Raw genomic sequence first — 25,125 nt, forward strand, 5'->3', positions numbered from 1 at the left:
CACCAATTTGAACGTCTAATTTATAGGTACCCTCAGCGTTTTTATATGCTTTCGAGATAGCTGCTTCTGGATAATCAGCTGCTAGAGCTTCTTGAATAGCTGCTGGAACTTCCTCTACAGCGATTTCTTGATATTCATCTTGCATAGTGATTACAAGATCGTTGTTTACTGTCACTGGTGCAGCTGCAAATGCTGTCAATCCACCTAGTGCTAGGGCTGCTACTAAAATTACTTTTTTCATGATTCTTAAAATTTATATTAAACTTATGTTCTCAATTTGTTTCGCTTAAGTAATTGCTATTTTTATGCCACTGCATATAGTTTGGATTAAGTTGTTGATTAACAACGTTTTAATTATGAGTGCCATCGATTTTGTAAGAGTGAAAATTGTGTAAAGTGTGTAAGAAGATGTGTAATTGTTACCCATTTTTGTGAGAATTCAGGTATGTGGCATACCCGACTATTCTATTTTGCTATAATAAATGGAGAAGTTGTTTAAATAACCACCTTAAGGCTTATGATTTTTTCACCCTATTATCATCAAAGGCGGAGGGAAGTAGGGTAGGTATTAATTTAATAAAGATAGGAAGTAATATCGCTCCACCTGGTAGTGCGAAAATCGCTAAGGATGGAATCGACTTAAAGATATCAAGTAATTGCTCCTTTATTTTTCGCCGTTCCTGGTCGGTGAGTTCTGTTGTAGTTGATTTGCTCAATAGGTAAATTAATTCTTTACTCTCACTAAGTTCTCTCAACAGCCGTTTACTGTTTCTTTTTATCAATCGTCTGACTAATTGATGGGAGTTTTCAAAGAATTGTAAGATAGGATTGGCGGTTTTAAAAAGGCTAACACTGTCTTTGTGTTTTTCAAAAAACACGGCCACGTGATTAATGGCGTCTTTTACAACGTCTTGGTCAAGCTCAAGAACCAGTGCAATCTCTTTAATGAAATCTGATTCAGTATATTCTATTTCATGATCTTCCCAAGCAGCTAGTGAAACGATATCGATGAAATATTGTCGCTCTGAGGAAGAGTAGCTTCCTTTTAAATCATCCTTATAGGTGTTCACAATAGGATGGTCTTCCATGTCGTGGTAGAGCAAGGAAGCGCTAAAAAGTTTTAGAAGCTGATTGTCGTTTTCTGTTTTAACCTGTTTGGCATCTATGGCGTAAAAGGCCAGGCTCATTAAGATCCGTTCTAGTTTTTTCGCCTGTAATTGAATGTCTGATCCCCCTTCTAGGTAATAGACAAACATTAGAACATCTACAAAGAGTAATGAATTGGTCAGTAATTTACTGAAGTTTTTGGTCAAGAGGTTCTCCATCACATGAACCCTTTGATGGATGATTTTCTCAAGCTTTGCGCTTGGTTTGTTGTCGGTAAATAAACTGGCCAAAAATGAAGCCTTCTCAATCTCTAGCTTGGAATAAAAATCAAGAACCTCTTCTAAAAATAAATCAAAATTTATAGGTTGATCCTTTGTGCTGTGGAATTGATAGGTAGAATAAAGAGCAGTCAATAAGTTGACTTTAGCCATTTCATCCTCTGTAAGTTCATTATCAATGTCCAGAACAGCTGCGACATTTATGTTCGCACCGTAGATGAACCCAAAACTTCGTAATTCACGATAAAGTACTTGTTCAGAGGGATAAGGGAAATCCTTATCCTTTACAACGTATGCGAATTTGTCAATCCAACCTTGGGCTGAAGGGTTCATAGCTTCTTAAAACTTTAGGGTGCTAAAATACGATAGTTCTTTTAATATCCTTTTGGAAGCAGGTAAAATTAAGGCGAACAAAATGTTCCTAAAATGTGTGTTATGTACTATTTGTTTATTGCACAGTGTGGAGTTAACAATTTTTAACTACTGTGCTTTTGGATTCCTTAAGTCCAATTAGTAAATGCAACAACCTTTGGTTTTTTGTGTTGCATCTCAAAGGTGAAATTTGAGGAACAATAATCCCTTACTCTTTTTTAAACCTTTAGGCCGTTATGGATTGGGTATTAAAAATTAATAGATTTTTTAAGCGTTGCTTTATAATAACATCCAAATAGCGTAATTTGGTCTGTAGATACTAACTAAAAAGACATGAAAAAATACTTTGCAGAAGAAAACCGATATGAAAAAATGCAATACCGTCGATGTGGCAAAAGTGGAATAAACTTACCGCTTTTATCACTTGGGTTATGGCACAATTTCGGAAATAACGATGACTTCAAAAATGCAGCGCAAATTTTGCGTTCTGCCTTCGATCATGGGATTACGCATTTTGATTTGGCAAACAATTACGGACCTCCTTACGGAAGTGCTGAAAAGAATTTTGGTAAAATTTTCAAAAGAGATTTTAAATCCTATAGAGATGAGCTTATCATATCTACCAAAGCAGGTTGGGATATGTGGCCCGGGCCTTATGGGAATTTCGGATCCAGGAAATACCTAATCTCAAGTTTGGATCAATCCTTAAAACGAATGAAACTGAACTATGTAGACATCTTTTACCACCATCGTCCTGATCCAGATACCCCATTAGAAGAGACTATGGGAGCACTTGATCAGATTGTGCGATCCGGAAAAGCGTTATATGTAGGTATTTCACAATACAATGCTGCAGATACTAAAAAAGCGGCAGCTATCTTAAAAGCTCAAGGAACACCATTTTTAATTCACCAACCAAGGTATAATATGCTTGATAGATGGGTTGAAGATAAGCTTCTTGATACCTTGGATCAAGTAGGTATCGGAAGTATTGTGTTCTCGCCTTTAGAACAAGGTATTCTCACCTCCAGGTATTTGGATGGTATTCCAAAAGATTCAAGAGCAGCCACAGAAGGCAGCTACCTAAAGGCTGACAGGATAACTCCTGAACTTATCGCTAAGATTGGAGCGTTAAATGCTATAGCGGAGAAAAGGGGTCAGAGTCTGGCACAAATGGCCATAGCGTGGCTTTTAAAAGATCAAAGAGTAACCTCTGTACTTATTGGCGTAAGTAAGGTATCTCAATTAAAGGATAATATTGAGGCTTTGGACAATTTGAAGTTCACCGCCAAGGAATTAAAAGAAATTGAAACTATTGTTGCTGATGTAAAACTCAATTAATTGTTGACTAATAGCAAGAATTCAGTGCTATACAAGCTTTAATTAAAAGCATAAAACCATCAAATGCGGTACTCTAAATACCGCATTTGATGGTAATAGAAAAACTTATAAGCCTCATTATGGCTTAATGTTTTGATTGATTCGAAATAGATTTTTAGGGTCATATTTCTGTTTTATTTTCTGAAGCCTAGTATAATTGTCACGATAACTGGCCTTTATTTGATCTTGGCCTTCATCCATCATAAAGTTTATATACCCTCCTCCCAGAGAATAGGGGTGTATGGCCTCCCAATAAGATCTTGCCCAATGCGTTATTTTAGGGTTGTTTGTGGGGTCAGGATCAACACCAACGATAACTTGTGACCAATTGGCATCGCGATTCCCCCAAGCACTATCACTGTTTTTTTTATCATGGCACGCACCATTTACGGGGTAAAAGTGTACTGTAGAATGGGGTGTTGGAAGTCGATTTGCATGTATGATGTTTTGACTTATTGCCTCCTGGCTGAGGTCCTTTAAAAATGCGGCTTTCCAATACCATTGTAATCCGGAAGGATAGAGGGCGTCGAAAAGTGATTGTAATTGCACGTATGGCATGATTTCTACATAGTCAAGCGCAGGAGTTTTAAAGCTTCTGAATCGTTCCAACGCTGCGTTAGACTTAATGGTACTCCCGAGATTACACCAAACCAGACCACACATTTTTTTAAGGTGTAAATTTTCAGGGAAGATAGCAACCGGAGGTATTGTGAGAAACGCGAAATAGCAGTAAATTTCTTTGGGCGCCTTTAATATAAAGTCTCTATAAAAAGGCATTATATGCTTGGCCTCTTCCATATGCCATAGCATTGGGCCTCCCTGTATTTTTCCGGCAGGATGGAGCTCAAATAAATACGAGGTAACAATTCCAAAATTGCCGCCACCGCCTTGTATTGCCCAAAATAGATCTGGAAAGTTATGTTCATCCACCGTAATTAGTCTACCATCAGCTAAAACGATGTCAGCTTCTAATAAACTATCTATAGTCAGCCCATAGGCTCTCGAGAGATGACCAAAACCACCGCCCAACGTAAGGCCGGATATTCCAGTTGTCGAAAAAATCCCTGTTGGAAAAGCCTTACCAAAGGGATCTAGAGCATGGTCAATATCACCCAATAAACAGCCCGCCTCTACTCGTACAGTATTAAATTTTAAATCCACTTGGATGCCGTTCATCAGACTAAGGTCTATCACAATGCTTTGGTCAGCAACGCCTAGGCCTGCTGCATTATGCCCTCCTGCTCGAATTGCAATTGGGATGTTGTGTATTTTACCAAATTCCAGGCTATATAAGACATCGGCAATGTTCTGACACCTAACGATCAAGGCAGGTTTTTTGTCAATCATTCCATTATACACTCTTCTGAACATATCGTAACGATCACTGTCAGGAGTGACTAGTTCTCCTTTTAATTGATTTTCAAATGCTTCTAAAGCTTTAGAATCCAAATGTTTAGTTTTCATTTTTATTTTTTGTTGGTTGGTTGAGTAGGTTGAATTCTAGAGTGGGGACAAGGTGGGTTATTGATTCTTCAAACTCTAACTTGCTTTGCAGTATAAAATGCAAGGAAAGTTTATCCGATAAACGCGCAAAAAAGTCAATGTTAGTGTTCTTCATAAGGCCATTACAGTGTCTTCTTGTGCATAATAGATAGTAACAAAAAAGTCAGCTGCATATTCGCAATAATTATAATCGAAACAACCCTTAAATTACTAAATATCCAAAGTTGCAATGTCGAATTAGGATGAAGTGCGAGAAATTAACTATAAGAGGTCAATCCTGTCCTAAATAAATTTAAGGCACTCAAAATCTAACCATTTTATGTGGTGCTGGCGTCTGTCCTGTGGAAGTTTCAGTTCCTTTGATTTATGTTCATTTTGAAGAAGAAGGTAAAATTATCTATATTATGATTTCTGATTGAACGAATATGCAGATTTTGATTTGGAACGAATTGCTAAATATGCAGCACTAAAAAATGTACGTCTAATCGGGCACCATAGAACTGCAGGAGCTGCGAAACATTACGAAAGTCAAATGGATTCGGCTTTTCAGCTTTATCACAAAAATGGAATAAATACGGTCAAAACAGGCTATGTGAATAAATACCTGGACACCAGCCAGTGGCACGATAGCCAATATGGAGTAAGACACTACAGAAAGCTGGTGGAGACCGCAGCGAGGTATCAAATCATGATTAATAATCACGAACCCGTAAAAGGAACTGGTCTTCAGCGAACCTACCCCAATTTAATGACTCAGGAAGGGGGGAGAGGCCAAGAGTATAATTCCTGGTCTATCGATGGTGGAACCCCACCGGAGCACGCCACTATACTTCCTTTTACCAGAATGCTTGCCGGACCCTTTGATTTTACTCCAGGAAATTTTGATTATCAAACTCCCAATGGAGCATTGGTGAACACAACTCTAGCCAAACAATTAGCATTATATGTAATTATTTTTAGCCCATTACAAATGGCTTCCGATTTACCCGAAAATTATAAGAATAAACCCGCTTTTGATTTTATAAAAGATGTTCCGGTAAATTGGTCATTCACTAAGGTCTTAGATGCTAAAATTGGAAATTACGTGAGTATGGTAAGAAAGGGTCGCAACAGTGAAAATTGGTATCTGGGCGCCATAACCAATAAAGATGGACGAACCGTTGAGATTCCTTGTGATTTTCTGGATGAAGATAAGCGTTATGAAACTATCATTTATACCGATGGAGTAAATGCAGATTATAAAACCAATCCATATGCCATTGACATTGTCTACAAAAGAATCACGGCTAAAGACACCTTAACATTGCAACTGGCGCCAGGAGGAGGAACAGCCGTTTCATTTAAAGCAGTACAACCCAACTGTGACATGATAAAGCGCTAATAAGTCCTATAGATATTCTCATATGGTGTTACAAGGGAAATAAATCATTAATATGCCACCAGTAAACCCATTAAGATGAAAACAATTCCGCTGATGGTATTGAGGTGAAACATCGTTTTGGGGTTTGTTTTTAATCTTTGAGAAAATCCACTGGCCAAAAGAGAGAGCGTTATATACCATATGGTTCCCATAATGGCATAACTTAAGCCCAATGTCATAAATGGTATTGGGTTATTTATCTGCTCCGGAACAATGAATTGGGGGAAAAAGGCTAAAAAGAGTAATGCAACTTTCGGATTTAAAGTATTGGTAACAAGTCCGGACCAATAGCTGTTCGTTTTCCTACCGTTTCGATGGGAGGATGAATCAATATTGACTTTTGACTTTCTATTTATAAGAGCCATTGTGCCTACATAAACCAAGTAAGTCGCGCCACAATATTTTATGGCAATAAGGGCCGAAGGAACCTTGGAAATGAGAACAGATAATCCTAAGGCACCAAGTAGCGTATGGATGATAATTCCTGAATTCACACCTAAAGTAGCGTATATTCCGGATTTTCTTCCTTCTCCGATTGATTTGTTTAAAACAAATACGGTGTCCATCCCGGGAGTAATAATAAAAAATAGTGTACTGATAATAAAGGTATAAAAGTTTTCGATCCCCATGTTTTTCTTTTTTTAAATGAATGACAGAATCACAGTGCAAATAAAGTAGAAGAGCTACAAAAGAAAAATACTTATTTTTGCTTAACTAATGCATAAAGTGAATTAATTATGACAATTCAACAACTTAGATATTTTTTAGCTCTTGCTCAAGAATTACACTTTTGGAAAACCTCTGAAAAGATGTACTTATCGCAATCGACATTAAGTCGACAAATTTTATCATTGGAAGAGGAGTTGGGTTGTAAGTTATTTGAGAGGGACAAAAGAAATGTGAAACTAACAGATGCCGGGCGGTATTTACAAGAGAAATGGACGGTGCTGATTGATGAGTTTGACAGAACAGTTCAACAAGCTAAAAAAATAGATTTGGGAACCACCGGGGCAGTTAGTATTTCATATCCGGGATCCATAATTCATAATTTTCTACCAGAGGTATTAGAATTGTTTTCCAGAGATCTTCCTGAGGTGAAAATCGAATTAATGGAACCGGTAGATAAGGATCAGGAGCGTTTGCTGCTGGATTACAAAATAGATATATCCTTTAGTAGAGACTCTACTTTGCATCCTTCATTGCTTTGTGAAAAGCTGTACACTGAACTGGTGTGTTTGGTTGTGCCAAAACAGCATTGGTTAACTCAAGACACCTTTGAGAATCTAAGGGATCTTAAAGATGAAAAGTTTATTACTTCCGGTTTACATCACAACACCTATTTTGCTTCGCTACTACGTCAAATGTTTAGTAGTGCGGCAATAGAACCTGAGATACAAATTGAAACCGACTTTGGGGGAATTATCTTAAATCTTGTTTCACAAAATCTCGGAGTTTCCATTCTACCTATGTCATTTTCAAAGGCAGAAAATGAGAATCTTCGATTTATTCCATTGGAAGAAACCGTAGACTTATATGTACACTGGAGAAAAAACGATCCTAACAGAATTCTCGAACAACTCGTTGTTTATGCAAAGGAGCTTGGTGCAAAGTATGCCTTAAAATCCAAACGTTAAAATCAAATGATCCAACTAGTTCTAAGTGATTTTCCTTGTGATTAAGATCCTTCATTTGGGTATTTAAATTCACCCATGGGGCTGTTTGGTGAATGCTTGAGCGGAAGTAATGTAGTATTCTAGTAAATTAGTCGAGTTTCTATGGTTTCACCGCGGACGTTTGTTAAATTTTTCGGATCTTTGTTGTAAGTTTTTTGTATATTCTAGACTAAAGTAAAAATTAAAAAAAAGCATGACAAAAGAGGCTCCATTCGAGGTTTTAATTAGCTTTCATAAGCTGTTGGATAAGTATGAGTCCTTAGCACAAAGCAAAAATAAGCTTCAGGCAAAAAAAGCCAAAGAAATTTTGGAGTTAGCCGGTAGCCATAGTGAGCTACGCAATGGTATAGTGGATAGAAGCAGGGTAGGTGAGTTTCAAGAGATTATTGACGCTATGCTTCAGGATTCTTTCTCTTCGATACTTTCGGAAAATGAAATTAAAATCGCCGGGATTCCTTTTGAATATGCTAACTTCCAGACCACACAACGATTCGATAAGATTATAGAGGACGCAGGTAAGGATTTCTTTTTGCATATGAGGGATCTTCCTGATGGTCAAATGTACGTACTCCAATGTGCCATAATACTTACGATGTACTATAAAATTGATATCAATTTTAAACGGACATTGTACTTTGATATTCCTGATAAATATGGAATAATGAGACATTACCGTATTATGTACAATGCGGATTTTATGGACTTTATACCCACAGATAAAGCAAAGGATTTAACCCAAGAAGATATAGAGGAATTGCTGGATGGATTTGATAATTTGGAATTGTGGAAGGAAAAATTCCCGCCCAATAGCTGGATTGCAAAAGGTTTTGTCATTTCAAGTCTCTTTGATACTACTCTGGATCATTCGATCTCCAACCTAAAAACGACCCTACTGGAACGCAGTAGTGGAGATTTGCACCTGATTCAGAGGTTACAAAATATATTTAGATCCTTTTTTAATATTCGTGATCTGGAAGTAGGTTTCTCAATCTATGATAATCGGAACTTCACTTTTGAACGCTTGACCTCCGGTCTGCCTAGTTTCCTGTTATGTGATCTTAAAGAGATGGATTGTAAAACGCTCCTTTGTCAGCAAAGCAGGGAGGTGCTGCTTAAGGATAAAAGGTACCTTGCCATTTCGGATGTTGAGAAGAAAACAGCAATGCAGTGTGGGGATATGCCTTATAAAGTTCTTAACGATCAAGGACTTAAAAGTGCGATCTTAATACCAATAAATACTGGAGAAAAATTGGTTGGTGTTTTGGAATTAGTTTCCAAAAAGAGCTATGAACTCAACAGTATCAACGCTAAAAAATTAGACGATATTTTACCCTATATCACCGCTGCGGTGGTACGCTCAAATAATGAATTAGAAAATGAAATAGAAGCTATTATTCAAAATGAATATACTTCGATACATGAGAGCGTGAAGTGGAAATTTGTCAAGGAAGTAAAACGCTTTATTGACGAGCGTGCAATTGGCAACAACATGGCCTTTAAGGATATTACCTTTAAAGAAGTGCAGCCTCTTTACGGACAGGTAGATATACAAAATTCTTCCACTTCAAGAAATAAAGCTACCCAGAGAGATTTGGCAAAGCAGCTTGAACTTTTAGGAGAGATATTCAGTACCTTAATGAGTATTCACCGCATACCGATCTATGAAGAATACCAATTTAGAGTATTCAACTTTTTGGAAGAGGTGAAGAAATCATTTAAGACAGGTACTGAACAACGAATCATTGATTTTATCAATGAAGAAATACATCCTTCCTTGGATCAAATAGCATTGATGGATCCTTCGTTAGATGTTTTAGTAAGCGGTTATAGGGATCATTTGGACACGAATTTACAAATGGTCTACGACCACAGACAAAATTATGACGATGCGGTAACCGCTGTAAACAAGCGCTTGACGCGTGTAATAGACCAGCACCAAAAAGACGCGCAATTGATGTTTCCTCATTATTTTGAGCGCTATAAAACTGATGGCGTGGAGCATACCATGTATATAGGTGAATCCATTACTCCTGGAGCCGGTTATAGCGACTTGTACCTTCAGAATTTGAAACTGTGGCAATTGGAAACAATTTGTGCCATGGAAAATGCATTTTATGAGCTTAAGCCGGAATTAGAAGTGGATTTTGAAGTCACCTCTATGGTTCTAGTGCACAGTTCTCCTTTATCAATAAAGTTCCGAATGGATGAGAAACACTTTGATGTGGATGGTACGTATAATGCCCGCTATGAGGTTATTAAAAAACGTATTGATAAATCTTTGATTAAAGGAACCAATAGACGTATTACGCAACCAGGAAAAATTGCAATCATTTACTCCCAGGAGAAAGAAGAGCTTGAATACCTACGGTATATTCGCCTTCTGCAAGCCAAGGGGATGTTGAATGACAAGATTGAGATTCATGAGTTAGAAGAACTGCAGGGTGTCAGTGGATTAAAGGCCATTTCAGTGGAAATCCTTTATTCCAATGAGGCTAATGAAAAGAGTAAATTGACCTATGATGACCTTGTGAAGTCTATGGCTTAGATCAGTCCGAATGACAACCCGAAGGTTAGCACTGAAATGATCAGCCCAAATAGAAACACATAATAGGTTATTCTAAGGAGTCTATACTTTTTTGCCAGGACTGTTCCTAAGGAATGAAGATCCTTTGTCATGGATTCGTAAATATAATCTCGTTCTTGGATCATCTCCATAACTGCGTCTTCATATTCTTCATATTTCATTTTGTGAAAATTTCCAAAAAAGAGGAGGTTAACATTTCTGTTATCTAAATCCTCTCTGGTAAACTTGCCGGAGGATAGGTTTGGCTTTGTGGAGAGTACTGCAAATATTACCGAGACAACACTAAAGACGACCAATACTAAGGTGGGTATTATGAGGTGTTGATTGGATGGGCTGTCTAATTTAGGAATAAGATTTGAAAGTGCTAATGAGATGATAATGGCATTGATAGATAAAAGAATATTGGCTTTAGTGTCTGCAATGGCACTGAGTTGAATATGATTTCGTAATGAAACTCTAAATAAGGTTTGAACACCTCTATCCGGATTTTCCTGTTTGTTTTTAGCTTTTTGGGTTTTTCGAATCAGTTCATTAATATTGTTCAACTTCCCGAGTCCCCAATTTTCGCGCGCAAAACTAGTATAGTACTGATGCTTGTTGTTTAGTACTTCGATGTTTTTTTCCCTCCATTGTTCCGTGGTGTATTCAGCAATTCCCAGTAACTGAAGTTCTTGTTGTAGTAATTCTGATATTTTGGAGAAATTCTCATCGGAAAAGTGATAACTATCGGCGTCCTTAATGATTTCTTCCATAAGGTTGGTAGGCTTATGATCCATTTTAGTGGCCATGATGACCTGTATGACAGCGTCAATTTTTTCGACATCATAGTTTTGTTGCGTCAAGAAATTTTTAGTGATTTGACAACTCGTTTCTTCATGAACCTCATTACCTTTGGTATACCCTAAATCGTGTAACCAGGCCGCGATGATAATTATTTCTTGCTCAGAAGGACTTACTTCTAAGGCTTCACAAATTGTTTTTGCCGCGTTGACTACTCTTTCTGTGTGAATGAGGTTATGATATAGATAGTTTTTGTCTAATTTAGTAGTTAGTAAATTTTTGGCGTATTCTGATACTTTATCTATAATCATAACTTGTGGTAATGCGTAAGTGGAAATTTCATATAATATTACAAAATTAAACATATTCTAAATACAAAGTTGATGAAAAAATCTTGGTTCCTGTGGCAGTTAATTTTACTTGGAATAGTAGTAGGTTCATGTGCTACTTATACTTCTAAAGTTAAGGTAGGTTCAAATTCATCTAACTATCCACTGGATAAACAGTTGGATCATAGATTTTTTTTAATAGGTGACGCCGGTTTATCCAAAAATGGAAAGCCGTCTGACGCCCTGACAATTTTTCAAAACGCAGTATCCAAAAGCACCAAAAATGATGTTGTTCTTTTCTTGGGCGATAATATTTACCCCAATGGCCTGCCGGAAGTAGGGGAGCCGGGAAGAGCGGATGCGGAATTTCAGCTTAACACTCAGCTCAATGCGGTTAAGGATGCCAAGGCTCAGGTGCTGTTCATTCCCGGAAACCATGATTGGTATAGTGGTGGCATTCCAGGGCTGGAGCAACAAGAAGAATTTATTGAATCCGTGATACAGCAAAAAAAAGTGTTTTTACCGAGCGATGCATGTGGATTGGAAGATGTTGATATTTCCGAAAGTGTTCATTTGATTATAATCGATTCAGAGTGGTTTTTGGAAGATTGGGACAAACATCCTACCGTTAATGACGATTGTGAAATAAAAACTCGAAAGAAATTTTATGAAGAATTCGAGGGGATGCTTAAAAAGAATGAGGGTAAGACTGTTATTGTAGCGATACATCATCCCTTAAATACCTATGGTACCCATGGAGGGTATTTCTCAGCAGATAAACATCTTTTTCCTTTTCAAAACAAAGTACCGCTTCCAGTGATTGGTAGTCTGATCACACAGGTTAGAAAAACAGGAGGTGTGTCGGTCCAAGACATTCAAAACCAACGCTACAAAGCCCTTAGGGATCGTTTAGAAGCTATTGCCATGGTGGCTCCGGCGAATGTAATTTTTACCTCCGGGCATGATCATTCCATGCAGTACATAGAAAATGACAACTACAAACAACTGATCTCGGGTTCTGGTTCAAAAGAATCCCCGACTAAACTCACCGGAGATGCACTTTTTGTATCCGGAAAACAAGGTTACGCCACATTGGATGTTTTTAAAGACGGCTCGGTATGGGCACGTTTTTATACTTCAAGAAACGGGCAGCCTTATTTAGAATTTCAAAAAGAAATATACCCTGCTCAAGAAGATCAATATGTCGATGAATTTCCAAAGGAGTACCCACAGCATGTGATGTCGTCTATTTATCCAACTGACGAGACTATCAAATCTAAAGGATATCAAAAGTTTTGGGGAGAGCATTACCGGAAACTTTACGGGACACCGATTAAGGCTAGAGTAGCGCTTTTGGACACGCTCTATGGGGGACTGACTCCGGTGCGTAAAGGTGGAGGGCATCAGACCAGGACCTTGCGGCTTGAAGATCCTCAAGGTAGGGAGTACAATATGAGAGCTGTTAAAAAAAGTGCTGTTCAATTTCTACAAAAAGTGGTATTGAAGGATCACAAGCTTTCTATCGACGATCTTTCAGAGACCTTGCCGGAATCCTTACTGATGGACTACTATACGGCATCTTATCCTTATGCGGCATACCCTGTATCAGAACTTTCCAAGGCCATAGAGATTTATCATACCAACCCTGAGCTATTTTACATTCCTAAACAACAGCGTCTGGGGAAATATAATTCAGAGTACGGAGATGAATTGTATTTGATTGAAGAGCGCCCTGCAAAGGAGCATCAGAATGTTGCGAGTTTCGGGTATGCTGAAGATATTGAAAGCACCGATGACCTGTTCAAAAAACTTCGAAAGGATGAAGAGAATGTTCTGGATGAAAACGCTTATATCAGAGCGCGATTGTTTGATATGCTTATAGGAGATTGGGATCGTCATGGAGATCAGTGGCGTTGGGCAGAATTTAAGGGAGAAGAACAAACGGTATACCGATCAATTCCAAGAGATAGGGATCAGGCCTTTGCAGATTTCGACGGTAGCTTTTTAGCTGTAGTTCGGGCCTTAATGGCTCCTGCAAAAATGTTGCAACCTTATGGGCCGGAAATTGATCATCTGCGTTGGATTAATACTGAACCATTGCCTATGGATAGGGCCTTAATCCGAAATAGCGATCAAGAGGATTGGGTGAGGGAAGCTAAGTTTATTCAAGATCACCTGACTGAACAGGTTATCGACCAGGCTTTTATGACTGTTCCTGCCGAGGTACGAGAAGAAACAATGAAAAAAGTAAAGCCTTTGTTAATGCAGCGACACGATGGATTAGTAACTACAGCTAAGGATTATTATAAATTGGTGGACAAGGTTGCGATATTACACGCAACTGATAAGGATGATTATATAGAAGTGATACGATCCGGTCCAAAAGAAACCAGGGTTGTAATTCACAGGATAAAAAAAGGAGAAAAGGCTGATCTGATTGTAGATAAAACCTATCATAAGGATGTCACCAAAGAACTGTGGATATACGGGCTGGATGACAAGGATGTTTTTGAGGTTAAAGGACAAGGGAAACAACCGATGCTGGTACGATTAATAGGCGGGCAAAACAGGGACACCTATAAAATACGAAACGGTAAAAAAGTACGCTTTTACGATTTTAAATCTAAAGATAATATTGTTGAGGTCAATAATGGGGGAACCAAACGCTTTAGCGATAAATACGATACTAATATTTTCACCTTTGGAAAGAGTAATTACAGTACCTATACACTGTTGCCGAGTTTAGGTTATAATGCAGATGCCGGCTTTATCGCAGGGGTGAATTATGCTATTACCAATTATGGATTCGAGAGAAATCCATTTAGTTCAAAACATAGTATAGGAGTTAATTTCCATTTTGCCACTTCCGGTATTGAATTGAAATATGATGGGGAAAGTTCCGGGATTTTCCATAAGCTGAATTTAGCGTATGGTTTAAAATATAACAGTCCGACTTATGCCAGGAACTTCTTTGGCTTCGGAAATCAAACCATGAATTTAGAAGATGATTTTGGGAAGGATTATTATCGCTCGAATTGGAGTAACCTAAGGGGGTATCTCGGACTGGTAAAAAGGTCTGAATATGGGGGTGTGCTCTCTGTCAAAGCAATTTTTGAAGGAGCTCAGGTAGAGGATACGCAGAATAGGTATATTACCACATATAATTCTGATGCTTCCTTTTTCGATTGGCGCTATTTTGCCACAGCAGAGGTAGGTTTTGAGTATGAAAGCTACGATGTTCCGGTAAATCCCAGTCGTGGAATGTATTTTAAAACTACTCTTGGTTATACCCTTAACTTATCGGGTAGCAGCACATCCTTTGCTTACTTAGATCCACAAATCACTTTTTATAATCCTTTGAGCCAGAATCATAGATGGGTGCTAAAGACCAATGTACAGAGCCAACTTAATTTTGGAGATGATTTTGAGTTTTACCAGGCTCCTTACCTAGGAGGGAATAGTGGTCTTAGAGGCTATCGCATCAACCGATTTACCGGAAACAAAAGCTTGGTGTTTAACGGTGATATTCGACACACCTTCAACTCTTTTAAAACACCGATTCTTCCCGTAAATTTAGGTGTTTACGGCGGAGTGGATCTCGGTAGAGTATGGGTTGACGGTGAAGATTCCAAACAATGGCATAACTCCGTTGGAGGGGGTGTGTTTTTAGTGGCCAGTGAACTGGTAAACTTAGACCTATCCTACTTTAACTCTAAAGAAGGAAATAGATTTACCCTTGGGTTTAGGGCGAGTTTTTAAGCCTTACTTAATTACATATGTCTAACATTCCAGCTTAAATTGGAATCAAAACTCATATGAGCATCGTTTGTTTTTTAATCTATGATAGGAATTTGACAGCGTCGTGTTGCGTGGTATTTAGTTGGGTATTACCTTTACTTATTGATAGTTAAGCTCGTAATTTCCTTTGGTTACCTTCAAAGTATGGGCAATCCATGAATTTCCGGGATTATTTAACTTAATGAGCTTTACATCAGTGATTTTTAGATCTTTATACTCCTTGTTAATACCTTCACTTTGTGGAGATTCGTCCGTTTTTTGATCAGTGTCGACCTCTTCAGTAACATCACTACTAGTATCTTTTTCCTTTTTATTATTACATGAAATCAACACCATCAAACTCGCCATATAAAGTACCTATAGAAAACGTGATTTTTTCATTTTAATTATTTATTAAAATTGCCTTTCCAGGCATTTTAATAAACTTGAAGAATCGTAATAATTCTTACCATTATCATCAGTCGCATTTGCTTTAGTTGTATAGGCAAATAGCAGACTACCATTTTTAATTTCCTCAAATAATATGTTTTTAAGTTTATTGTTGATAGTTTCATTCTCGAAAGGATCAATGGCAGGACAGCCATGGCTTCTCCCTACTACTCCGGAGTTTTCTTTGACGTAACTGGCGGTATGCATCATGATTCCACGTCTTTGAGCTTTATCATTGATATCTTTTTCTAGTACGTAGAATATTAACAAAAATCAGCTATCATTTTAATATGGCGAACCAATTGTGTTACATTTTGAATCAATTATTATTCATATAATTTTCTTTGATAAACAAACATCCATAATGTGATAAGCTTGTTTGCTAAAGTTTGTAAATTGCGATATCTGGTTTGAGAAAGGATAAGGCAATGCATAACTGATTTTTTAAATTAAAGACGTGATGGAGAACGAGGTCGAAACATATAGATTTCACAAAACAGATTGTGGTGTTGATTTTCTTTTGAATGTTGTTCATCTAGAGAACACACATGGAACCTATCTTAAGGATATCCCGTTCAATACAGATTTCTTTGAAGTAGTGTTTTTTAAAAAGGGTAGTGGTCGGCTTATATTAAACCATCAGCAGATTGATTTGAAGGATAACAGTGTGGTCTTTATATCTCCATATCAAAAAAGACAGTGGCATTTTGATAAGGAAAGTGAACAGGATTTTACAATTCTCCTGTTTCAGGAAGATTTTCTTAATGAGTTTTTCGCCGATAAGCTTTTTACTTACAAACTTCTTTATTTTTACCAACTTCATTTTCCTGTGCAGATGAACGTTGACAGACCTTTTATTGAAAAATACTGTGCATTACTTACCGAAATAAAGGATGAACTTGTATATACAAAAGCCGGCAGTGTCCACATTATACGGTCCCTACTTTATTACATCCTCCAAAAACTTAATAGGGAGTATGCCCTTAGAAATGATTTAGACTTGGAAAAGGAGAATAATCACTACGCTTTCAAATTCAAGCAATTGATCGAAATTAATATAAAGAAAAAACAACGTATCGCTGATTATGCCGAGATGCTTGGTATTAGCAGGGTTTCTTTAAATACCGCCGTCAAAGAACAATTTAACGTAACGGCTACACATCTATTAAAACAACGGTTGTTGCTGGAGATAAAGAACTATCTGATCCACTCAAAGCTGACTGTAAGCGAAATTGCTTATCAGCTCAATTTTTCAGAACCGAACCATCTGATGCGTTTTTTCAAAAATCAAACAGGAATGACTACCAGTGAATTTCTTACCGATAACGGATACAATTTGCATTCCTGAAACCTCCCTTGGTAATCAATTTTATTTATCATAATGGTAGTTTTAACTCCTGCTTTGGTAGGTTTATCCATTCTAAAACAAGAGAACTTTGTATAATACAATGTTAACGAATAAAAATAGATGAAAATGAGTAAAAAAGCATTAATAGTAATTGACATTCAGAATGACTACTTTGAAAATGGCGCATGGGAACTTGTGGGTGCAAACGAAGCAAGTTTAAAAGCACAAAAGATGATTAATCACTTTAGAGAGAACAATTTACCAATAGCACACATTCAGCATTTTGCTGTTGAGGGTAATATTCCGTTTTTCCACCCGGGAACACCAGGTGTTGAAATCCACAACAATGTAAAACCGCTAGAAGGAGAGAAAGTAGTTAAAAAGAATTATCCAAATAGCTTCAGGGATACTGATTTAATGGAATACTTGAAAGAAAACGACGTATCAGAAGTAGTCATCACCGGGATGATGTCACATATGTGTGTGGATGCAACAACAAGAGCTGCCAAGGATTTTGGATTTGATTGTACGGTGATTAGCGATGCCTGTGCCTCTAAGGATCAGGAGTTGGATGGTAAGCTGGTCAAAGCCGCTGATGTACACACCGCATTTTTAGCAGCATTAACATTCTTCTATGCCAGGATAACTACAGCCGAAGGCTATATTAGTGCATAATAATTGAGTAACAAAAACTGTTAATACGGTTTTTGTTACTTAAAACTAAAAGAGAAATTCAATTTTTTCTTCCAGGGATGAAATATCACATAGGTAGCAGAGATATGTTAAAATAACTTAAATTACAGGTTGTCACTTGCTCCCTTAATCAATAAAAACTAATTTTGATAATTGATGAAAAGGACAATTCTAAATATTTCAACGAATTTCAAGCAATACTTTCTTGTGTTGACAGCAATACTTTTTGTATTGCTTTCGTCCTGTGCCATCAAATCCAGTATTAAAGAATTGACAGGTATTTCTGCGAACACAGAGCAGGGAGTACCACAAAACAGTCGTAATTTATTTACAAATTCAGTTGAAAAATGTCCGTCTTTTGACATTTCAGATTCACAAGTCGTTCAAAACATCTCTTCTCATTCGGACGATTTACTACCACTAATTAGCTTTAAAACTGCATTTTTATTTTTGTTTGACTTTCCTTCACTAGAAAGTGAAAGTATACATCCACTTTATAACGGCAGTAGAAAAATCCAAAGTTCTATTCCCATCTTCTTGGAATACCAGAAACTGATTATCCATTACTCCTGCTAAAAAATTTTCTTTCGCCTATCGACCCCCTGGTCAGCTAGGCTAAATTTCTGTTATATCCATTTTAAAAACAATCTACGGTCGATCCATGTGATCTTTCCAAAATATGTAACGTAATATGATTAAACATATTAAGGTGACCTCATTATTGTGGTTAACCATTGTTGCAGTGTATCCAATAAATGCGCAGCAACATAAGGAGTATACTTTAGGCAAAATATGGTCTAAAGTGGAACGAAATTATCCTGGAATAGGAGCCGAAATCTCTACTGTGGAGGCAGCTAAGCTCAATGAGAGAGTAATTAAGAGCGGCACACTTCCTCAGTTAAGTGCACAGGCACAGAACACATACGGAACCTTTGAAGGAAGTGCAGGAGCTTTTTTTCCCCAGCCGGGTTTATTCAATGTCAGTGGTTCGGCTATACCACTGCAAGGCAGTTCTACTACTGCCAATAGTTTTGGTTCAGCCGTTGTTGAATGGGAGTTGTTTTCTTTCGGGAAGAACCGCAATCACAAGAAGGCTGCAACTACTTTGTATCATAAATCAGTAAGTGAAAAGGATGCTTACTTGCTCAAGCTTAAAAAGACGTTATCCCAGCGCTATATTTTTCTATTGTACAACGATGCCAAGTTAAAATTATCCGAGAAGAACGTTCAACGCTTGAATGAAATTCTGAAAATTACTTCTAGATTGTCGGCATCGGGATTAAGGCCTGCAGCAGACAGTCTTCTAGCCTCCTCCTCGCATATTCAAGCTTTGGGCGAACACGATAAATGGGAGGGACTTAAAAACGCTTCTATTATCAAGTTGTTGGAGCTATACAACGAGGATACCATTGTATATGCCGCATCCGCCAAACAATTCAGTAATCCTGTGGAAAATGGATTAAACCAGAAGCGTATCATAAATACTGCTCACCCAATCTTGACTGCTTTGGAAATGCAATCTGAGTATTTTAAGTTAAGTGGTAAGGCAGAAAAAAGAGCCTCATTGCCATCGATAAGTCTTTTAGGCGGTTATGCTTTTAGAGCAACTGGTATCAACCCCAATGGTACAGTAAGTGGAGCGTGGGAAGAAGGGTTTAAGAATTCAACCAATAATTTTCTAGCCGGTATTGGCATTACTTGGAACTTAACAAACTTGGTAACCAATCGAATAAAAGGAGAACAGTTACTTAAAGAAGCAGAAAGTGCGGAACTACTTCATTCGCAATACCAACAAGGAATGCAGGCAGATTTATCGGCTTCCCAGGCAAAAATTATACAACAGTACCAACAACTTCAAAAAGCCTTGCTAGCTGTTAAGCAATCAGAAGACGCGTACCGAATGTACCTCGCAAGATACAAAAGTGGGTTAATCACCCTGAGCGAGTTGCTACAGATTCGCAGTATGCTTGAACAAGCAGAAAATGCGCATATAGAAGTCTCTAGAGACTATTGGGTATTACTTACTTACCAAGCCGAGCTTACCGCTGATTTCGAGTACTTATTTAATAACCTTTAACTAATCGTTTATGAATATTATAAGATTTGCGTTAAGGAAGCCTATTGCCATAATGGTTGTTGTATTGACCATAGCTTTCTTTTCCTATAACACGGTAAAAAATATAAACGTTGATATATTTCCAGAAGTGGAACTCCCTGCGATGTACATAGCCATGCCTTACGGAGGGCTATCCCCTGAGTATATGGATGGATTTATGGCTAATGAATTTCAAAAAGTGCTACTGTTTGTAAGTGGTGTGAAGAACATTGACTTTAAAAGTGTACAAGGCCTAACCTTAATGAAATTAACTTTTTATCCGGGGACTGATATGGCGCAGGCGGCAGGAGAAGTATCCACCTCTGTTTCAAGAGCAATGGGTTTTTTGCCTCCTGGTGCGGTTCCGCCGATGGTGGTGCGTTTTGATGGTAGTTCACTTCCCGTGGGACAGCTAGTCTTTGAAAGTGATCAGCGATCGGTTAATGAACTGCAGACTCTTGCCATTTCTAAAATCAGACCTATGTTTACAACTATTCCGGGTATTACTGCCCCGGCTCCATTTGGAGGGAATAGTAGAACCATAGTAGTAAATGTAGACCCGGTTGCCATGCATTCTAATGGGCTTACACCTGAGGATATCACAGTCGCCATTACCAACAACAGTCTACCGTCTCCGGCTGGAAATATCCGTATAGGAGAAGAAAACTTGATGGCACCCATTAACTCCATTTTAAAAGGGCCTGAAGAGTTTTTAAATACACCGGTTAAAACAATAGACAACCGTACTATATATGTGAAAGATGTTGCCAGCGTTGAGGACGCAGCTGATCAAACTGTAGGCTACGCCTTAATTAATGGAAAGCGTTCAGTTTATCTGCCAATTATTAAGAAGGCAGATGCTTCCACTTTGGAAGCGGTGAAAAACCTGAAAGCATCTATTCCAATGCTTAAAAATCAATTGCCGGAGGATGTACAAGTGAGTTATGAATTTGATCAATCTACCTATATCCAGCGCTCACTTTCAAATCTAATCCACGAAGGTCTATTAGGAGCACTATTTACCGGATTGGTGATACTGATGTTCTTGGGAGATACACGAGGCGCTCTTATTGTAGTATTCACTATTCCAATTTCTATTCTTGCAGCCGTTACCGTACTGCATTTATTTGGACAGACTATCAATATGATGACCTTGAGCGGTCTAGCCTTATCTATCGGAATCCTAGTGGATGAAGCTACTGTAACTATAGAGAACATACACCAACATATGGAACTAGGCAAACCCAAGCAGAGAGCTATTTTAGACGCTTTACTCGAGATCTCTATTCCAAAATTTCTCATAATGCTTTGTATTCTTGCGGTATTGACTCCTGCCTTTATTATGACCAGTATTCCAAGAGATATGTTTATGCCTTTATCCATGGCTGTTGCCTTTGCAATGATTGCATCCTTTTTGGCTTCTCAAACCTTTGTGCCTATACTGGCGAATTGGATGATGAAAAATAAGCACGTTAAGATAACTAAGACAAAACGAAAGCGAGCATTCTTTGAAAAATTCCGTGTCAATTATTCTTATAGAATGCGCAAGTGGTCTACTAAAGCACTCTCGATTTTTGCTATTTATGTTTTGGTAGCGGGGACTGTAGCCGGCATACTATTGACTGTGGTGGGTACGGATGTAATGCCTGTTTCAAATAACGGCGACTTTCAGATTCGTCTCCTGGCTCCAGAGGGTAGCAGGATTGAAAAAACAGAGCGTCTGGTCAAGGGAATTATTGGGACTATTAAAGCTGAATTACCTGAAAACGGATTGAATATTACATCCGCTTTTGTGGGAATGCATCCCTCAAATTCACCTATCAATCCGATATTTCTTTTCAGCAGTGCTTCTCATGAAGCCGTCTTGCAGGTGTCTGTAAATCAAGATATTTACGATGGGTCGATGGAGGATTTTAAAGATAAAATACGTACGAAGATTTCACAAACACACCCTGAGGCTACGTTCAACTTCGAACCCATGGAGCTAACAGAAAAAATTATGGGGCAAGGCGCGATGACCCCGATTGAGGTAAAAGTGAGTGCCAATAAGTTAGGTACTGCAGTTAATCATGCTGAAAAAATTGAAACAAATTTGAAAAATGTTTCATACTTGCGTGATGTTCGTATTGCAGAATCCACGTCTTACCCCAGTTTAGCAATTGATGTAGATCGGGATCTTGCCGGACAGTTTGGTTTGACCATGAAGGATATTACACGCAGTTTGGTTTCGGCTACCTCATCAACTCGTTATACGAATAAAAATTTATGGGTTGATCCAAACTCCGGACGGGTATTTCAGACTCAAGTACAGCTTCCTGAAGGAATTATGTCGGAAGAAAAACTACGATCCCTTCCTTTGAAATCCGGAAGTCTTCGTCCTGTTCTGGAAGATGTGGCCACCATAAGTAGTGTAACCACGCCAGCACAGGTAAACCGCAAAGGGCCAAACCGATACGTCACCATTGTCGCCAATGTTTACGGCGAAGATCTAGGTACGGCTTCACGTGCGGTTGATACGGCTATCAAAGATGCTGGAGAGCCCCCACGGGGTACCCTTGTTTGGACTGAAGGAACATTGCAACTTTTAGAAGATACCCTAAGTAGCCTATTGGCAGGTTTAGGTGTGGCTATTATCGCCATATTTCTGATGCTGGCGGCCTACTACCAATCGTTTAAAGTTCCGTTGATTATTCTTTCCGTATTGCCTGCCGTGATTGCAGGAAGTCTCACTGTCCTGTTTTTGACGGGCAGTACACTAAATCTGCAATCATATATGGGAATCATTATGTCGCTTGGCGTCTCGGTTTCCAATGCGGTATTGCTAGTTAATCAGGCAGAATATTATCGCAAAAAACTGGCGCTAAAACCCGCTAATGCCGCGAGGCTTGCTGCTTCATCAAGATTAAGACCTGTTCTTATGACTGCCGCAGCAATGTTCGCAGGGATGTTGCCGATGGCAATGGGATTAGGAGATGGAGCAGAACAGATAGCGCCACTAGGTAGGGCAGTTATTGGAGGTTTGATTGCCTCTACGATAACTATTCTTTTGTTAGTTCCTCACTTTTTTTCCTCATTGATGTCTAGGACTTCTATTGTAAGCCCTTCATTAGATCCTGATGATAGCCAAAGCAGGTATTATTTGGAACAGTCCAAACAACAAACCGTATTATAAACTTTAAAAATGCATATTTCAATGTTTCACAGTATTTCAATATATAGAAGATTAATCACAATATTGGTGTCCGCCTCACTATTGGGATTTCTATTTTCCTCTTGTTCGCAACAAGACGGGCAAAAGAAGGAGTTACAGTATAGAACGTCAATTTCCGAAACCTATCCTACCGCTCCAATAGCGGTCATGAATCCTCAGTACCAAATATCCGTTCCTGCGGAATTAAAACCCTACGAGCAAGTAGCGATTTATGCCAAGGTAACGGGATTCGTCAAACAAATTCGTGTTGAACGTGGCGACCGCGTAAAAAAAGGACAGCTCTTGGCTGTTCTGGAGGCCCCTGAGATGCAGCAACAGTATCTTTCTGACAGATCCACAGAGCAAAAAGTATATAGCGATTATCTCTATGCAAAACAGGCCTATGATCGCCTCGTTGTGGCTTCAGAGACTACAGGGGCAGTTGCGGAGATTGAACTTGATAGAGCTAAAAGCGCTATGGAAAGTGCCAAATCCGCTTATGATGCTTCAAAGGCAGGTACAGGGCATACCTCACAGTTGCAAGAGTATCTTCATATCACAGCACCGTTTAACGGAATAATTACTCAAAGAAATGTATCCGTAGGGGCATTGGCAGGAAAAGCAAATCATTTGCCGTTATTTAGGGTTGCGCAGGATGATAAACTGCGGTTGACCTTATCTCTGCCCGAAAAACACGCGTCTTCTGTTTACCCAGAGATGCCGGCTACTTTCACTATTAGTTCACAGCCGGGTAAAATTTTTGATGCCAAGCTTTCCCGCACCTCTGGTATACTCGATCCGCATGATCGCTCACTTGCATTGGAGTTTGATGTAAGTAATTCTTCAGGCCAATTGCAGGGTGGAGATTATGCACAAGTTAAATTGAAATTAAAACGTGAAAACCCTTCCAACTGGGTCAAGAGCCAAAGCGTCTTGAAAACCCAGTCAGGAAAATATGTTTTAACATTTAATAACAACCAGGTAAAACGGATTGCTGTAAATGAAGGAAATCGATTAGATAGCTTGACAGAAGTCTTCGGAAATCTATCTCCCAATGACAAAATCATTATTAAACCATCAGAAGAAATTAAAACAGTTAAAATTAATTAAGAGAACTATGAAAAAGCATATTAATAAAATAACAGTAGTCTTATTATTAATCGTCACAGGTTGGGCAAATGCTTCAGAGCAACAAAGAACTTTGCCGGTTTATGAAATCCCCAATAGTAAAAAGATTTTAGAGACACCATCACAACAATTTCCGGAATTAAAATTCAAGGACGAAACTGGTAATATCATTTCACTTAAATCCCTAAGAGGGAAGGTCGTTTTCATCAATCTTTGGGCCACATGGTGCCCCCCGTGCATTCATGAGATGCCTTCAATTAACGGGCTTCGAAACACCTTTAAGGATAATGATGATTTGATATTCCTGATGGTCGATATGGACAATAAAATTGAAAAGTCCAAAGCCTGGATGGAAAGTAATAATTATGACCTTCCGGTGCATGTTATGGACAGTAGATTGCCTCGGGAACTGTTCAGTGGTTCCATTCCAACGACAATTATTGTCGATAAACAAAACAATATCGTAGCCCGGCATGTCGGTATAGCGGATTATAACTCCCCGGAGATTATCGAGTTGATGGAGAAACTGTTAAATGAAAAATTATAATTAATTCGCAAAAGATATTGAAATGAAAAAAAATCTAATATTGGTAGTGCTTCTTTGTATAAGTGCTGCGTCATACGGACAAATATTAAATCCAGTAAAATGGTCTTATGCTTCAAAGAAAATCAACGACAAGGAAGCTGTGATATTTTTAAAGGCTACTATTGACCACGGTTGGAATATCTATGCACAAAAAGTTCCTGAAAACGGTCCGGTGCCCACGACCTTTTCGTTCAATTTATCGGAATCATATCAATTAAACGGAAATACCAATGCACCACATCCGGTGGTCAAACATGACCCCACATTTGATATGGAGATCGGTTACTATTCAGAAACGGTGGTTTTCCAACAAAAGGTAAAATTATTGGAAAATTCAACTGCTGTTAAAGGAACACTGAGTTACATGGCATGTGATGACACACAATGTCTGCCACCAGAAGAAGTGGCTTTTAATATCCCAATAAAATGAAC

20 protein-coding genes are annotated in these 25,125 nt (G+C 38.4%); 13 read left to right on the forward strand and 7 right to left on the reverse strand.

Going from position 1 to position 25,125, the window contains the following annotated elements; all coding sequences use genetic code 11:
- Together I215_RS06240 and I215_RS06245 are read right to left on the reverse strand one after the other, a co-directional pair.
- Nucleotides 1–241 (reverse strand): hypothetical protein (locus tag I215_RS06240; RefSeq protein WP_008991118.1); only part of this gene is annotated, 241 nt, incomplete at its 3' end.
- Between the two features lie 274 nt (nt 242–515).
- A complete protein-coding gene (locus I215_RS06245; RefSeq protein ID WP_008991119.1) occupies nt 516–1,718 on the reverse strand; it encodes an LETM1-related biofilm-associated protein in 1,203 nt (400 codons plus the stop codon).
- Nucleotides 1,719–2,090: 372 nt separating this feature from the next.
- Between I215_RS06245 and mgrA the strand changes: the two genes are divergently transcribed.
- The gene (gene mgrA, locus I215_RS06250; RefSeq protein WP_008991120.1) at nt 2,091–3,098 is read left to right on the forward strand and encodes an L-glyceraldehyde 3-phosphate reductase; all 1,008 of its coding nucleotides are present in this window, start codon (nt 2,091–2,093) and stop codon (nt 3,096–3,098) included.
- Nucleotides 3,099–3,215: 117 nt separating this feature from the next.
- On the opposite strand, the gene I215_RS06255 is transcribed toward mgrA, so the two are convergent.
- Nucleotides 3,216–4,601, reverse strand: a complete 1,386-nt coding sequence (locus I215_RS06255; protein ID WP_008991121.1) for an FAD-binding oxidoreductase — start codon at nt 4,599–4,601, stop codon at nt 3,216–3,218.
- 454 nt (nt 4,602–5,055) lie between these two features.
- On the opposite strand from I215_RS06255, the gene I215_RS06260 reads away from it, so the two are divergent.
- Nucleotides 5,056–6,021 (forward strand): glycoside hydrolase family 97 catalytic domain-containing protein, encoded by a 966-nt coding sequence (locus tag I215_RS06260; protein ID WP_008991122.1) that lies wholly within the window; start codon nt 5,056–5,058, stop codon nt 6,019–6,021.
- Between the two features lie 47 nt (nt 6,022–6,068).
- Here the strand turns inward: I215_RS06260 and I215_RS06265 are convergent, their stop codons facing one another.
- The gene (locus I215_RS06265) at nt 6,069–6,689 is read right to left on the reverse strand and encodes a LysE family translocator (protein ID WP_008991123.1); all 621 of its coding nucleotides are present in this window, start codon (nt 6,687–6,689) and stop codon (nt 6,069–6,071) included.
- Between the two features lie 108 nt (nt 6,690–6,797).
- On the opposite strand from I215_RS06265, the gene I215_RS06270 reads away from it, so the two are divergent.
- Together I215_RS06270 and I215_RS06275 are read left to right on the forward strand one after the other, a co-directional pair.
- Nucleotides 6,798–7,694 carry a LysR family transcriptional regulator gene (locus I215_RS06270; protein ID WP_008991124.1) on the forward strand — a complete coding sequence of 299 codons (897 nt, stop codon included), beginning with the start codon at nt 6,798–6,800 and terminating at the stop codon, nt 7,692–7,694.
- Between the two features lie 232 nt (nt 7,695–7,926).
- Entirely contained in the window at nt 7,927–10,278 is a 2,352-nt protein-coding gene (locus tag I215_RS06275) for a hypothetical protein (protein WP_008991125.1), read from the forward strand.
- Here the strand turns inward: I215_RS06275 and I215_RS06280 are convergent.
- Nucleotides 10,275–11,408, reverse strand: coding sequence for a Pycsar system effector family protein (locus I215_RS06280; protein WP_040459946.1), 1,134 nt, complete (start codon nt 11,406–11,408; stop codon nt 10,275–10,277). The two genes, I215_RS06275 and I215_RS06280, sit on opposite strands and share 4 nt — an antisense overlap.
- A gap of 72 nt (nt 11,409–11,480) precedes the next feature.
- Here I215_RS06280 and I215_RS06285 point away from each other — a divergent pair, with 72 nt between their 5' ends.
- A complete protein-coding gene (locus tag I215_RS06285) occupies nt 11,481–15,185 on the forward strand; it encodes a metallophosphoesterase (protein WP_008991127.1) in 3,705 nt (1,234 codons plus the stop codon).
- A gap of 138 nt (nt 15,186–15,323) precedes the next feature.
- Here I215_RS06285 and I215_RS06290 read toward each other — a convergent pair whose 3' ends face one another.
- Nucleotides 15,324–15,572 carry a hypothetical protein gene (locus I215_RS06290; RefSeq protein ID WP_156800213.1) on the reverse strand — a complete coding sequence of 83 codons (249 nt, stop codon included), beginning with the start codon at nt 15,570–15,572 and terminating at the stop codon, nt 15,324–15,326.
- A 45-nt stretch (nt 15,573–15,617) separates the two neighbouring features.
- On the reverse strand, nt 15,618–15,923 hold the full coding sequence (locus I215_RS06295; RefSeq protein WP_008991129.1) for a murein L,D-transpeptidase catalytic domain-containing protein: 306 nt from the start codon (nt 15,921–15,923) through the stop codon (nt 15,618–15,620).
- A 190-nt stretch (nt 15,924–16,113) separates the two neighbouring features.
- Between I215_RS06295 and I215_RS06300 the strand changes: the two genes are divergently transcribed.
- The 8 genes from I215_RS06300 to I215_RS06335 all read left to right on the forward strand — a co-directional run bounded on the left by I215_RS06300 (nt 16,114) and on the right by I215_RS06335 (nt 25,123).
- Nucleotides 16,114–17,001 (forward strand): helix-turn-helix domain-containing protein, encoded by an 888-nt coding sequence (locus tag I215_RS06300; protein ID WP_008991130.1) that lies wholly within the window; start codon nt 16,114–16,116, stop codon nt 16,999–17,001.
- A gap of 126 nt (nt 17,002–17,127) precedes the next feature.
- Nucleotides 17,128–17,676: a cysteine hydrolase family protein gene (locus I215_RS06305; RefSeq protein ID WP_040459947.1), complete on the forward strand. Its 549-nt coding sequence runs from the start codon at nt 17,128–17,130 to the stop codon at nt 17,674–17,676.
- Nucleotides 17,677–17,850: 174 nt separating this feature from the next.
- Entirely contained in the window at nt 17,851–18,270 is a 420-nt protein-coding gene (locus I215_RS06310; RefSeq protein WP_040459926.1) for a hypothetical protein, read from the forward strand.
- Nucleotides 18,271–18,385: 115 nt separating this feature from the next.
- Nucleotides 18,386–19,771: a TolC family protein gene (locus tag I215_RS06315; RefSeq protein ID WP_008991132.1), complete on the forward strand. Its 1,386-nt coding sequence runs from the start codon at nt 18,386–18,388 to the stop codon at nt 19,769–19,771.
- 10 nt (nt 19,772–19,781) lie between these two features.
- Entirely contained in the window at nt 19,782–22,961 is a 3,180-nt protein-coding gene (locus tag I215_RS06320) for an efflux RND transporter permease subunit (RefSeq protein ID WP_008991133.1), read from the forward strand.
- Between the two features lie 9 nt (nt 22,962–22,970).
- Nucleotides 22,971–24,089 (forward strand): efflux RND transporter periplasmic adaptor subunit, encoded by a 1,119-nt coding sequence (locus I215_RS06325; protein WP_237738932.1) that lies wholly within the window; start codon nt 22,971–22,973, stop codon nt 24,087–24,089.
- 7 nt (nt 24,090–24,096) lie between these two features.
- Nucleotides 24,097–24,654 (forward strand): TlpA family protein disulfide reductase, encoded by a 558-nt coding sequence (locus tag I215_RS06330; RefSeq protein ID WP_040459948.1) that lies wholly within the window; start codon nt 24,097–24,099, stop codon nt 24,652–24,654.
- A gap of 22 nt (nt 24,655–24,676) precedes the next feature.
- Nucleotides 24,677–25,123 (forward strand): protein-disulfide reductase DsbD domain-containing protein, encoded by a 447-nt coding sequence (locus I215_RS06335; RefSeq protein WP_008991136.1) that lies wholly within the window; start codon nt 24,677–24,679, stop codon nt 25,121–25,123.
- Nucleotides 25,124–25,125 lie beyond the last annotated feature (2 nt).

Origin of the sequence: Galbibacter marinus (assembly GCF_000300875.1) — a bacterium.
GTDB classification, from domain to species: Bacteria; Bacteroidota; Bacteroidia; order Flavobacteriales; family Flavobacteriaceae; genus Galbibacter; species Galbibacter marinus.